The sequence below is a fragment of the Sphingobacterium sp. MAE genome (genome assembly GCF_056711605.1).
In genome coordinates this window covers 5,056,737-5,069,476 of sequence record NZ_CM160044.1, presented here as the reverse complement: position 1 = coordinate 5,069,476, position 12,740 = coordinate 5,056,737, and the positions used below count along the sequence as shown (strand labels likewise).

Annotated in this window: 14 protein-coding genes and 2 pseudogenes; 9 read left to right on the top strand and 7 right to left on the bottom strand. The window is 39.0% G+C overall.

Annotation, left to right across the window (positions count from 1 at the left end; translation table 11 throughout):
* Positions 1–13: 13 nt before the first annotated feature.
* A pseudogene (locus AC06G9_RS21595) lies at positions 14–454 on the top strand (IS66 family transposase); the annotation flags it as partial.
* Between the two features lie 478 nt (positions 455–932).
* Here the strand turns inward: AC06G9_RS21595 and AC06G9_RS21590 are convergent.
* From AC06G9_RS21590 to AC06G9_RS21575, 4 genes are all read right to left on the bottom strand, one after another.
* Positions 933–2,579, bottom strand: a complete 1,647-nt coding sequence (locus AC06G9_RS21590) for a DUF6377 domain-containing protein (RefSeq protein ID WP_480957199.1) — start codon at positions 2,577–2,579, stop codon at positions 933–935.
* A gap of 429 nt (positions 2,580–3,008) precedes the next feature.
* Complete coding sequence (locus AC06G9_RS21585) at positions 3,009–3,659, bottom strand: IS4 family transposase (RefSeq protein WP_480957198.1); 651 nt, start codon at positions 3,657–3,659, stop codon at positions 3,009–3,011.
* A 323-nt stretch (positions 3,660–3,982) separates the two neighbouring features.
* The gene (locus AC06G9_RS21580; protein WP_480958202.1) at positions 3,983–4,522 is read right to left on the bottom strand and encodes a fatty acid desaturase family protein; all 540 of its coding nucleotides are present in this window, start codon (positions 4,520–4,522) and stop codon (positions 3,983–3,985) included.
* On the bottom strand, positions 4,503–5,045 hold the full coding sequence (locus tag AC06G9_RS21575) for a fatty acid desaturase family protein (protein WP_480957197.1): 543 nt from the start codon (positions 5,043–5,045) through the stop codon (positions 4,503–4,505). Before AC06G9_RS21575 ends, AC06G9_RS21580 begins: the two co-directional genes overlap by 20 nt.
* A gap of 232 nt (positions 5,046–5,277) precedes the next feature.
* Between AC06G9_RS21575 and AC06G9_RS21570 the strand changes: the two genes are divergently transcribed.
* The 7 genes and pseudogenes from AC06G9_RS21570 to AC06G9_RS21540 all read left to right on the top strand — a co-directional run bounded on the left by AC06G9_RS21570 (position 5,278) and on the right by AC06G9_RS21540 (position 8,300).
* On the top strand, positions 5,278–6,033 hold the full coding sequence (locus AC06G9_RS21570; protein WP_480957196.1) for a hypothetical protein: 756 nt from the start codon (positions 5,278–5,280) through the stop codon (positions 6,031–6,033).
* Between the two features lie 22 nt (positions 6,034–6,055).
* The gene (locus tag AC06G9_RS21565; protein WP_480958209.1) at positions 6,056–6,271 is read left to right on the top strand and encodes a hypothetical protein; all 216 of its coding nucleotides are present in this window, start codon (positions 6,056–6,058) and stop codon (positions 6,269–6,271) included.
* A complete protein-coding gene (locus tag AC06G9_RS21560; RefSeq protein ID WP_480957195.1) occupies positions 6,168–6,443 on the top strand; it encodes a helix-turn-helix domain-containing protein in 276 nt (91 codons plus the stop codon). Before AC06G9_RS21565 ends, AC06G9_RS21560 begins: the two co-directional genes overlap by 104 nt.
* Positions 6,444–6,706: 263 nt before the next feature.
* On the top strand, positions 6,707–7,306 hold the full coding sequence (locus AC06G9_RS21555; protein ID WP_480957194.1) for a BfmA/BtgA family mobilization protein: 600 nt from the start codon (positions 6,707–6,709) through the stop codon (positions 7,304–7,306).
* A gap of 12 nt (positions 7,307–7,318) precedes the next feature.
* Entirely contained in the window at positions 7,319–7,681 is a 363-nt protein-coding gene (locus tag AC06G9_RS21550; protein WP_480957193.1) for a DUF5712 family protein, read from the top strand.
* A pseudogene (locus AC06G9_RS21545) lies at positions 7,587–8,000 on the top strand (DUF5712 family protein); the annotation flags it as partial. The gene AC06G9_RS21550 and the pseudogene AC06G9_RS21545, both read left to right, overlap by 95 nt.
* A gap of 3 nt (positions 8,001–8,003) precedes the next feature.
* The gene (locus AC06G9_RS21540; protein ID WP_480958208.1) at positions 8,004–8,300 is read left to right on the top strand and encodes a hypothetical protein; all 297 of its coding nucleotides are present in this window, start codon (positions 8,004–8,006) and stop codon (positions 8,298–8,300) included.
* 554 nt (positions 8,301–8,854) lie between these two features.
* Here AC06G9_RS21540 and AC06G9_RS21535 read toward each other — a convergent pair.
* The 3 genes from AC06G9_RS21535 to AC06G9_RS21525 all read right to left on the bottom strand — a co-directional run bounded on the left by AC06G9_RS21535 (position 8,855) and on the right by AC06G9_RS21525 (position 10,721).
* Entirely contained in the window at positions 8,855–9,232 is a 378-nt protein-coding gene (locus AC06G9_RS21535) for a hypothetical protein (RefSeq protein WP_480957192.1), read from the bottom strand.
* Between the two features lie 70 nt (positions 9,233–9,302).
* Positions 9,303–10,328, bottom strand: a complete 1,026-nt coding sequence (locus AC06G9_RS21530; protein ID WP_480957191.1) for an AAA family ATPase — start codon at positions 10,326–10,328, stop codon at positions 9,303–9,305.
* Positions 10,329–10,331: 3 nt separating this feature from the next.
* The gene (locus AC06G9_RS21525; RefSeq protein WP_480957190.1) at positions 10,332–10,721 is read right to left on the bottom strand and encodes a hypothetical protein; all 390 of its coding nucleotides are present in this window, start codon (positions 10,719–10,721) and stop codon (positions 10,332–10,334) included.
* A 545-nt stretch (positions 10,722–11,266) separates the two neighbouring features.
* Between AC06G9_RS21525 and AC06G9_RS21520 the strand changes: the two genes are divergently transcribed.
* The gene (locus tag AC06G9_RS21520) at positions 11,267–12,724 is read left to right on the top strand and encodes a TlpA family protein disulfide reductase (protein WP_480957189.1); all 1,458 of its coding nucleotides are present in this window, start codon (positions 11,267–11,269) and stop codon (positions 12,722–12,724) included.
* Positions 12,725–12,740: the final 16 nt, after the last annotated feature.

Here is a 12,740-nt window from a genome sequence, read left to right as displayed (position 1 = left end):
ATATCTCCAATCGGACGCCGATCAAGTATATCAAAATCTAACAAATGAACATATAAAATTGCTCTGTTACATCGCACATGCAAGGCGCTACTTTTTCGATGCTAAAAACAATGACCCAGATCGGGCTGCATTGTAGGTATTCAGGTCACTATATGCTATCGAGCAGAAAATTAAAGATGCGGATTCTAAAGATTGTCTAGAAGCTGGACAAAATGAGGCAAAACCTATTTGGAAGGATTTTGGAATATGGTTAATCGAAAATATCGTGCTCTTAAATGAAAAAAGTACCACTTACAAAGCTTTTGCCTATACCATGGCCCGATTCAAGCGTTTAGCTTTGTATATTGAATGTAAAAAATTGAATATTGATAATAATCTCATCGAATCATCTATTAGAGGAATTGCATTGTGTTGTAAGGATTTTTTATTCTGCGGATCACATCTGACAGCGTAGCGCTGTATTTTACTCTTTCATCGCCACATGCAAAATGCACTAGGTAAACTTAATGGATTGACTAATTGATATCCTCGGTCGTATCTCCAACACTACACAAAAGCAGTTAAGCCAATTGTTACCTCATAATTGGGTGAAATATCAAAAAAATCTAACAATAACTCCCATTAAAGAAATAATAGAAATCGGTGCTTAACATATATTAAAAGCTAATTTTAAGCATTCATATACTATGAACATGTGCTAAACCGGGTGCTTACAGATATCTGTAAGTACTATTCCGACTCTTCAGAAAGAGACTAAAGCAGGTTTCTCTGTATCCCAGTATCCTCAAAGAAAAGTGCCTAGTTTAATGTTCAAGTTACTTCTTTAGCTCTGTTAATTTTTAATATAAAATTATTTTTAAAGATATGAGTTTAATTTACACTCTCATAAAAGTCGACTCCTAGGTTACGATATAAATGAAAAGATATTTTTCTTATTTAAACTCTCGTATTTTCTCTTCGAATGAGTTGGGAAAAAAAGACCTATTTTTAATCTTAGATCTATATGTGTATACTGTTGTAATAGAACAATGCAGAAATCGAGCTATTTTATTATTATCTGTGATTCCCAATAATATCAGTGCATAAATCCGCAGTTCTGTCGTCAGCAATTCATTTTTCTTTACGTCTTGTTTCTCTTCTTTAGGAAACAAGTTATTGAATTCGGTTACAAAATTGGGATACAATTTTAAAAAAGTTTCATCGAAATTTAAGATGAAACCTTTATACTCAGCTTCGATAAATGCTTTGGAGTCGAGTTCCTTTTGTAGTTTATCCATATTTCCAATCTTAAATAGCCGTTTAAAGACTCTTCTATAATCATCAAGTTTGTCAATATAATCCGAACATAAATCGATAAATTTGATTAGATAAGTTTCTTTAAGTAAACTAGCTGTTATCAACTCATTATTTAAAATAATAAGCTGACTATTAACAACTTGAAATTCTGCATTGGATAGATTCAAAATTTCACTGACATTATTAAGTTCCTTATTAACTAATTTGAGGTCTTCATTGATCTGTGCCAACTCCTTCTTATTGTTTTTCAATTTTAGATATTGCCTGACAATACCTACCAATAATAAAGCTATAATCAAAAAACCTCCAAATATTGCGTTTCGCTGTTGTATGATTTTTGTATTATAAGCTTTGTAAATATTAGGAAGAACTTGTGTAATTTGTTGTATCCAACGATATGCACCTGTGGACATAGCATCTTGAAGCGATATTTCTATAAATTTATATGATACTTCAATATCTCCCTCATGATACAATATGATTCCCAATTTCCATAAAGAAACATACTCTTTAACCGAATGTTTCAAATCGGCAATAGCCGAAATACTCAGATATAATTTTTCCTTTTCGCTATCTCCTTTTATTCTATATAGGTCTCCTATATAGAAGGCGACATGTGCCATCTCTCGATCTTCCGTCGTCAGCTTATTGAATACCTCAAAGAGAACGGTCAAAGCCTCATCATACTTACCATTTATTTTTAATTTATTTCCATAATAAATTGCCTGCCATATTGGATTTTTATCAAAAAGTAAGATCAAAGAGTCCAAATTTACAACAATCTCTTTTCGAATTTGTTTAAGTTTCCAATCAATAGTAACATGATCAGCCAAACTCTTATACAGTTCCAAGTTCACTAAAAAATAGAGTTGCTTTACATGCACTGGCAGGAACTCTGAATATACAAACTGTTTATTAAGGAGTTCCTCACACTCTCTATACATTCCTTTATAAGCATAGGAACGAGCAATATACAATATAGACTCATTTCTTTTATGCTTATCATAATTTAAAGATGTTTCAGCAATAGAAAACATTTTTTCCGCATAGTATAATGCGCTATCTATCTGAAGGTCGTAGTATTTATTAAATAATGCTCTACCTGTATCAAATTGCTTAATCGGATCATCACTATGGTCCAACTTATATTTGATTTCGGTTATCTGTTCACATTTTTTATGGAAGTAGGTCTCTCTACTTGCCAATACAGTATGGAGTTCTTTTAATGACTCTTCCAAAGAAATCGTCGACTGTGCATGCACTCTTAAGTTTGCATACATCATAATTATCGTTAGAATAATCAAAAATACTCTCATACAACTAACTAAATATTATTAAAAAAAATCCTGAAATTATAGATTAATACCCTCTTCGCTGTTATTCACTAGATTATTACGTAAAAGTAGCATCTTGACATTACTTAAAAACAACATTTAAGTTAAAAAAATATTAACGTAAGTTTCATTAAATGCAAATTAATTGGTTTACTCAGTCCTAGATTTTAAAATTTAGCATATTTTAAAACACGAAATAAATAGGTTTATTTTATTAGTGAACTCAAATAAAATTATTTTAAACGACATTTACAACTTTTCCTGTAAATAATTGAATCAGTAGCGTCCTAAATAAAATTTAGACTCTTAAAAATCACTTATTTTGTGACAAATAAGCTTGATTTTTTACTTAGTATTTTTTTGAACCCTAGGTTCTTTTCAAAAGACTGTAAATTGACCATTTTTATGAGGCACCTTTTCCTTTATAAATGGATCGTTTGCCCATTTCCAAAAATCAATTTTCACAAAAATATTCATCCTTATAAATCCGACCAAATTGGACAGGTTCCATTTATAGATGACCTTCTTTTGGATGTATTTCAATAGAAGTATTCCGATCAGTGCCGTCCATATCTGTATCTGAACCGCATTCTCTGAAGTTCCAACAAAACTGGTCACTTTGAGGCGCTGTTTGAGATGTTTGAAAAAGATTTCGATCTGCCACCGCTGTTTATATATCATTGAGACCATTGTAGGCTTCCATTGCAGGTTATTGGTTAAAAATTCATACTCATCTCCGGTTGTGCTGTCCAAAACGTGGACAAGTCTGAGCTTTTTGTTACCATATCGTTTTGCAGTAGCCCCATCCAATGTAATGAGCTGATCTTTAATGATCCCACCTCCTAACATAGCTTCACTCTGATAGCTCTTGATCACGCTATATTCCATGTTAACCTTACTGCGCGTAACAAAATAACATCCCTTGCTGTCCAAAACGTTCATCCACTGAAAATCAACATAACCACGATCCACAACAACAATAGAGCAAGCGGAAGTTGGGCAGAGCCCTACTTTACTTGCCGTATGCACTGCAAACGGGGTTTTGGGTATCCTCCGGGGATACCCATCTTTGTTTAAGACCCCATCAGCGTTATTTTCAGTATACTTAAAGGTATACCCGATTAATTTTTTAGATATAACTTATATCTTCTTATAAGGTTATATCGATTTTTCTGTATGTAGTTCTAACTATTTTAAAACTTGAATGTCCATCAGGAATACTTAACTATTGTAAATGTGAACAATAACAGCTTCCCTGTCGATCGGATATAGATGCCGAGTCAAGAAAATATCGGCAGAAAGTTGAAAGTTTAGCGTTTTGTACCTGGCGCACCAGCACACAGCAACGAACTCTATCGGGACATGTTACGGATGACCTGGACATGTGAACCAAAAGCCTTTCCGAAGGTCTTATATTCCACGTACATGATGTCGTATTCCCTGCAGGTCTCCTTGACGATGAGATTGATTGCAGGATAGTGAACATGGCTGATCTTTGGAAAAAGATGGTGCTCCACCTGAAAATTCAGCCCGCCCAATAGCCAGGTCAATATCTTACTCCGTGTTGCAAAATTAGCCGTGGAGTTCAATTGATGAACCATCCACTCGTCTTCTACCCTTGATGACTCTACTGTCTTTAGTTCCGTGTCGGATACGACATGTGCCAACTGGAACACCGTGGCCAGGCAAAGTCCGCAGGCAACACCTGTGATAAATAGACCGATAAGAACCGGTAACCAGCCTGCAACAAGGACCGGAACAATGATAAACAGTACGAAATGCAGGATCTTACTGATCCAAAAAACCAACTTTTCACGCAAAGGGAAAAGAAATGGTTCCGAATTTCTGCCAAGCTTCTGCCTGAAATATTTTTCATAGTCCTGGTAAAATATCCATGCAAGGTATGATACGCTGTACAGCAGCAGAAAATAGATACTGCTGGAAGCGGTGGTGCTTCCGCAATGGCTGATCGGGGTGTACCCTCATGAACTTGATCTCGATGTCGTGGTCTTCCCCCTCGATGTTGGTATAGGTGTGGTGGGCAATATTATGCTTCAGCTTCCAGAAATAGATATTCCCTCCCAGAAGGTTCAGGGAATACGAGAGGAAAGAGTTTACAGTTTTGTTTTCGGAAAAGGAACCATGGCCGGCATCGTGCATAATGTTGAAGCCGATCGCAGCAAGGTTTACGCCGAAGGCGATACAGAGCAGTACACCGATAGACCAATGCGGCTGGACAAATACCAAAATGGTGTACAGTACCACTGCTAGACCAAGAAGAACCGCTGCCTTGATAAAGATCCTTCCGTCTCCGGTTTTTTTTCTGGAATTTTCTTTAAAATAGTTGTTTATTCTTTCCTTCAGCGCTTTGGAGAACAATGTGTTTACATTGTTGAATTTGACCATGGTTTTCATTTGAACTTGAAGTGGATTTTAAATTGTTATATTTTAATCCGAAAATTAATCAAACCATTAAAATACACCAAATAAATTTTAAAAATTTACAAATCAGTCCTAGAAACGGTTAGCTTTGTGAGCAGCCCGCGCCCAGTTTCCACCGTGGCATACTTTATGGTCCTTCGTAGCATTTGCCCTCCGTCCTTATGCTATGTAGCGGATCCTTGATCTTTTTTAGTAAATTTGGTTTATGTCGTCAAAGTACTTTAAATATCGAAAAGCATTCCAGCGTAATGCACACCCGTACGATCTGGGCGTATTGACAGGTCTGAGAAGGGGCAGTGACGACAACCATTTTCTGTTGAAGATCTATAAGCTTGAGCTTTCTTCTTTCGAAGATTATTACCGCTACCACCTCGATCATTATCTGGCAAGGGATGAAGGAAACAGTGAAAAGGAGTTTTTTGCACATGTCTGGCAGCGTGTTGCCAGAAGGATCGAATATTTTGAAAGAAAGGATCCGTTCTCCTCCAAACATGCCCTGCATATGTCCAACATCGAAAAGCTACAGGAGTTTCAGAAATTCCTTTTGCCGAGGGACAAATGGAATATTGCGCCCAGTGATGTCCTCCTCAAGGAAAAAGATGCAAAGATTGCCGAACTGAATGAAAAGATCGAAACCTTGGAGAAAAAGCTCGAGAAACTCGAAGCGTTCAACGTGTCCGGCAAAGCGATGATACAGGACGAATACCTCTCCACCTTTATGGACCTGATCCACCAGATAAAAGTCCTGTCTCTTCCAAATGGGAGAAAGCTCGTGAGGAGTGATTTTGACAGCCCCTATTACAAACTCGTTGCCAAGTACTTTAGCCACAAGGGGAAAGCCATATCCATCGATACCGCCCGCAACTATTTTGTCAAAAAGGATCCCAAAGATGCCGCCAAGGGCGTGAAGATCGAAGAGCACGAAAAACTCTTCAGGATCGTGCCCAAAGACCAAAAATAACCCTCCCGTCCACTATCTGGACATGACCAAGCAAACTTGGTTGGTCATCCAACCTCTCGTAATATCCCCCAATTTTGTTCCGTGGCACCGCCCATATCGGTGGCCGCTACGAATCGGAAACAAATTTGGAAAATATGCATATAGACATCGTAACGAAAGAAGATCTCTGCAGGATGCAAAAGGAAATGATGGAGGAGATCAGGCAACTTGTGAGGGGAAATGTGAAAAAGGAAAATGACCGCCAATGGCTGCGCAGTGCCGAGGTAAGGAAGATGCTCGGTATATCGCCGGGAACTTTGCAGAACCTCCGTATCAACGGGACGCTGCCCTACAAAAAGATCGGTGGGAGTATGTATTACCGTGGGGATGATATCCAAAAGATGATGGAAGGGGGACATGGGAATGGATAGACACATGGGGATGCCCGGACATCTTTTCAGCACATACTTCGAGGAAATAACCGGCGCCGAGAGACTGTTACCTTCGCACATCGGTCTGGTCATGGCACTTTTCTATTACCATGACCCTATTAGCCCTTTCGACTTCTTCCATGCCAGCCGGAGCAGACTGATGCGCTTTTCACGTATAAAGTCGATAACGACCTACCATAAATGCCTTTCGGAGCTGGTAGCGTACGGCTATCTGGAATACATCCCCTCGTGGCATCCGATCAATGCCAGCAGGTTCCGGTTTATATTCGATGACACAGGAGGTAGTAATGGTCAGGGTTGATCCCAACAGCAAATCGGTACGTTACCCCAAGGAGGTGGACGAACGGCTATCGTTACTGGCACGCAAGCTGGGACGGACAAAACGGGAACTGGTGATACAGATGGTGGATTATTTCTATAAGAGCAAAAAGGATCCAGCAGACCTGAACGATGAAATGCTGAAAAAGGAACTGTCCAGCGGAATCAGCAGGATACTCTCCTTTATCCGTAAACAGGAGGGTGATCTGTTGGTGCCGATCTATTCGATGGCGAGTGAACTCTCGACTCTGGCAAAATTACAGGGTACGGTCACCAAGGCGATAGCCGAAGCGCAGCTCAAGGGAAATGCGGCTGTCGGGGAAAGCGTCAGTCACCTCAAAATTTTGGACAGCGACCTGAAACGGCTGATCGTAGCACTTGCGGAAAGGGATAAACTGAAATCCGGTTTCAGAAAGATACTGGAACATTATATCGCCCAAAGGGAAACCTTAGGTTGGCCGGTATCAGCCGCAAAGAAGGAAGAACTGGCAAAACAGGTGCGTCAGGCTTTAGAAAATTTATGACAAGAGGAAAATATGTTTATCAATATATCGGCATCCGAAACGGGAAACAACAAAGCTAGCTCCGCAGGGCTGGTGAACTATCTCGAAAAAGAGAACAGAAATATGAAAAGCATGGCCGAACATGAAAAGTGGTTCAATGGGAACAGGGACGACATCAGACCGCATGAGGTTCGGATCGGGCTGGACAACAATATCGCTAAGTTGGGAAAAGATGACAGCAAGTTCTTCCTGATCAACATCAGTCCAAGCCAGAAGGAACTGGCGCACCTCACCTCCCTTTATGGGGAAGAGGGCGCAAAAGGAAAAGCTGAAAGAGTTTGCTGTCAAGGCCATGGACGAATATGCAAAAAATTTCAAGCGGGACAATATCAGTAGTCACAAAGATCTGCTCTGGTTCGGTAAACTGGAGAACCATAGATACTATGGACACAACGACAAGGAAGTCAGGAACGGAACGAGGCAACGGGGAGAGCGCAAGGATGGCCAGCAGCTGCATATCCAGATCATTGTAAGCAGGAAGGATATTACCAATACAATTAAGCTCAGTCCGCAGAATACCTCGCGGGGTAAGAATACTTCCCATTCCAGGAAAATGGGGCAGTTTGACCGTACCGCATTTAAGCAATCGGGCGAAACCCTCTTTGATGGGGTGTTCGGATTTGAGCGTGGGCTGAAAGAAAGGATGCATTATGCCAATATGATGAAGAACGGAACGATGCAGCAGAAGGTACAGATGCATGCACTTGGAAATTTTATGCAAAGATATCCGAAGTTGCATGACGGCCATGTAACAGATGATCTCATGGCCAATATCCACCATGAAAAATATCCGGATGTCGGAAGTATGCTGTCCTCCATTGCAGGAGGGGCATGGGGTCTTTTTGACATGTTGTTAGAACCTGCATTCGATGCATCGGGTGCACAGCAGACTGTTGCGGGTGAGGAGGAACGGAAACGCAGGCGCAGAAAAAAGAATCAGGGGATGAAAAGATAGAACTGCCCTTTCTCCCTGCGGTACACATGCATTCCTTCTTCGTCGGAAAGCACGTAAACCTCGGTCATGGATGCAAGAGGTGTTTTGCTCTGCTCACACCACTTGTGATGTACCATAATATTGTATAACCTAGACCGGATTCTAGTTATTCCCATCTGCACCGCTCTGGCAAATTTACCCGCTGAGTCGGAAAGGTAAAGGGTATATGAACGCACCCACGCTCTTGTCCATCACACGTGCGCCCTTGACCCGATTCCGCCTCCTTGCGTCTTAGTTGCCTAAGCGGTGAAAATGGGATGGTGTGTACGAGATTGACGATAGATCAGAAATTTATCGAAGGATTACAATAATCATCATATTTATTTATCCTATGCCTAATGAAAAATAGCGAAACTATTTTATTATCCGATATGAAGATGCACGATTATAAACCGAAAAGAAATAATAGGAATCGTTTTTTGTATTTTATTTTTTTCACAATTTCCAGATTGAATATATGAAAGTATCATTTTAAGCGATTTGTACTTTTTAAAAGTGGAAGATGTATAGGGCCACTAGACATCTTCCTGGTAATGAATTTGTTTTCTTTTAATTATTAATCCATATTCTTTGAATATCCTTTGTTGTAAATTTTTAAACTTCTGGTCAGCGGCTTTAGGGACAGCGCTGGATACTACGATACCGGTATAATTCTTGAAGTCTTCTCCGATTTTTTTATTGATAATCGAAAAAGTGCTTTTGATCTGTTCCACAGCATCATCAATAGACTGACCCTTTAGTTCAACCAGATAATATTTTTTGGTTTCTTCTACTACAAAAAAGAAATCACATTTCTTTATTCTTTTATCGACGATTAAGCAATCATCAATCCGAACCCTACAGATGGTGTTCTGGGTTTTATTATTTAAGACAAACCTTTTACCTTTTTCCAAAGCAGATGAAGAATTGCTATAACATTCAGGTGTTCCACCTAATTTATTAAAAATGTCCTTGCAAACCATATTACGAATATCTTAAAGTCAGTAGACTTTCGAAAGTTTCACTAAGACCGCCTGAAACATCGTCAATATTTGAAGGACCGATTGATTTAAGTTCATCATCCATGGTGGATCTAGCAGTTCCGTTATTGAAATAATAGCAGGAGACATTATCATAGTCAATCCATTTTGAACTGGGAACCAGCTCTTCAACGTCCTTCTTCATTTCTGGATGCTCTTTTACTACATTTCCTGCTTGTATGAGATTATCAAGGGAAGTCAGTAAATAAGGACTGTGCGTAGTGATAATAAGTCGATCTCCAGATTGATTAATCCTTTCTACAATAAACTCTAATAAATCTTTCTGAGAAGACGGGTAGAGATTAAGTTCCGGTTCTTCTATAATAAAAATGTCATCTTCTTTTTTTTCCGAATTGGTATTATGTTGAACAACAAGTAACAAAGGAACTATAGATTGGATGCCACTTGACGCCTGAGATAATTTTATTGTGGTGTGATTCCCAACTTTTATATAGTCTGTTCCGTCAACCCATTGATATTGAGCTTGAAGAAACTCAATTGAGAGTTCTTTGATCTTTGTCCTTGCATTTTCAAACTTAGCTCCAAAATCAATCAACCATTTTGGAAGTGCTACATCGCTGTTCATCAAACTGAACACTGATTGAGAGAGCGTGGTAAAGAAAACTCTCTCGGCTGGAATATACAGAGGATTCAACGGTTGAATATGTTGATTGTCCTGAATGTTTGTTTTAAAATTTAATCCTTTAACCTCATAATATAGTCCATTGTTTTCATAACGGATCTGTGTGTCACCACTTATTTTAAAATCAATATTAGAGTTAGCCAGTGCCTTTTTGAATAGTTCAAAAGGATTCGCAGTCGTGCTTAAAGATCCAGCTTTAAAAATCGAAATAAGTTTTGCAACAGTACTTTTCCCGCTGGACGTGGTGCCGATATAGATATTAATATCTTTCAGCTGTACACTTATGTCGATCAATGGACCAAAATTCTTTACTATTATTCTTTCCATAGATTACTTTCCCCTTTTTTTTTCGCGTTCATTCTGTTCTTTAGCTTCATGCAGTGCAATGACCTTTTTCTGTGTTTCAATTAAATCCATTAAATGTCTAAGATTTTCATTTTTGCTCTCTAACTCATTGCTGATTTCAAGCACAGACTGCTGAAGCACCTGAACTTGTTTATCAAACATACTTTTGATAGGTTCTTCTTGTAGATAATGCAAGAAGAGATTATTATTGAACAATTGTGAGAATTTGATTAATTTTTCAATGTCTATCGATGGACGTTTGTAAATATCATATAAAGTGGATTCACTTACGCTGACAAAATCTGCGACAAATTTGACTTTGAGCCCCTTCTCTTTAACAAGACCATGTATTATTTTTCCTATGTGAACCGCCATAAACAAAGCTCCCGAATTTTCGTTGTTTAACAGGCTTGGCTTACTATCAAAATATTGCAGTAAATACTATGATTATTTTGTAGTATTGATAATAATTAAGTATATTCGTCTATTATATAAATAATATAATGACAATTAACATGAAATGATAGGTAAATAGACAGTAATTATAGTGTAATAAACGAGCCTTGTTATCGAAAACTACCGCATTTATCGAGAAACCCGAGGCGATAAGGGAACCACCCTACTTATTTTGTATTTTTGCAGAAATACGGGGTGGCTCTTATTGAAATTGGGTTTTGGGTTCTAGCGGTAGTACCTCGATACAACGTAGATAGGAGTTCACTCCGTTCTTGCAGTTCAGGCTTGTAAAACTTTATGAGCCATGAACATAACGAACTTTTCTTATATAAATCTCATCGTGCCCCCTGATTAAGGATGGCAAAGCCATTTAATGGCTTTTTCATACCTATATATGATTGGGCGCCCATCAAATAGGTATTTTTTAAATAACAAAGTTATGAACGTTATAAATCTATTTACATATGAAGCTATTTTACAGCTACATGAGGCGCTTATTTTCCAATATTCCGGACTTTTCAAAAATTGCTGGGATACTTCTTAGAAGATTTTCGCATGCCGCTAAAAGGCATAAACTGGTATATGTCCGGCAGGCATTTTTTACACCGCTTTTTTGTTTCGTATTGTTTAGTTATGCTCCTGCGCAGTCCGTTGGAGAGCGGACTGATGCAGGGCTAAATGATGTAAAGCCGTTACAGATCGGCGACACCATTCCTGAAGCGACAATTTCAAACCTACATGGCTATAAAGATATCAACGGAAAGCCAGCGACTACGGCAAAACTATCTGATTTCAAGGCGAAACTTCTGATCCTTGATTTCTGGGCAACGTGGTGCAGTCCATGTGTGGCCATGATCCCGAAGATGGACAGCCTCCAAAAAACTTTTGGTGAAAGTGTACAGTTTCTGTCCGTTACCTATCAAAACGAAAAGGAAGTAATGCCTTTTTTGGAGAAGTTCGAAAAGCAAAGAGATCGGCATTTCGACATTCCAGTAATGACAAATGACACTGTACTGCGTAATTTATTTCCCCACAACTACTTACCGCATTATGTCTGGATTGATGGAGATGGTATAGTAAAGGCCATTACGGAATCCTTTTATGTTACAGAGGACAACATCAAAAATCTGTTGAACACAGGGACCATAAATGCCCGAATGAAAACTGATGTTCCGATCACTATTGACAAGACAAAACCACTTTTTTATACGGAAAGACCTTACGGAGCATCCGGTTTCAAGCAATCCACCTTCTCGGGATATGTTGACGGAGCGTCAAGCGGATACTGGCAGAATATTTACGGATCGGATTCCGTACCAATAAAAAGGTTTACGGGCAGAAATTTGACCATCCCAGCGCTTTACAGGGCAGCATACCAAAAGCAACGCAACGAGACTATCCTCGAAGTAAGAGATCCGTCAAAACTAACATCAGAAACAACAATTTCTTCCGAATTTACGGATTGGCTCCGACAGGGCAATGCCTTCTGTTATGAACTTGTGTTGGACAGTGCACTGGCTAATAACGGCTACCACTTCATGAAGGCAGACCTTGAGCGCTATTTTCCCCAATATTCAGCGAGTATCGAAAATAGAAAGATGAAATGCCTGACCTTGATCAGGACATCCGATATTGACAAACTGTACACAAAGGGTGGTAAACCCGATGTACAGATCGACCGCTTCGGCGCAAAATTTACTAGTTGCTATCTTTTTGTCTTCATGGGAAGGATGAAATATTACTTACAGAAAAACCTTCCGCTGGTCGATGAAACGGGCTATACAGGAATGGTTGATCTGGATTTGGCAACCAACATGAGTAATCTGGAAGAATTGAACAGGGCATTGGCAAAATATGACCTCCAGTTCGTCGAAAAGGAGTCTTATATCGATGCATTAGTAATCAAGGACAGAAATCCTTAACCTAACCCAAACACAT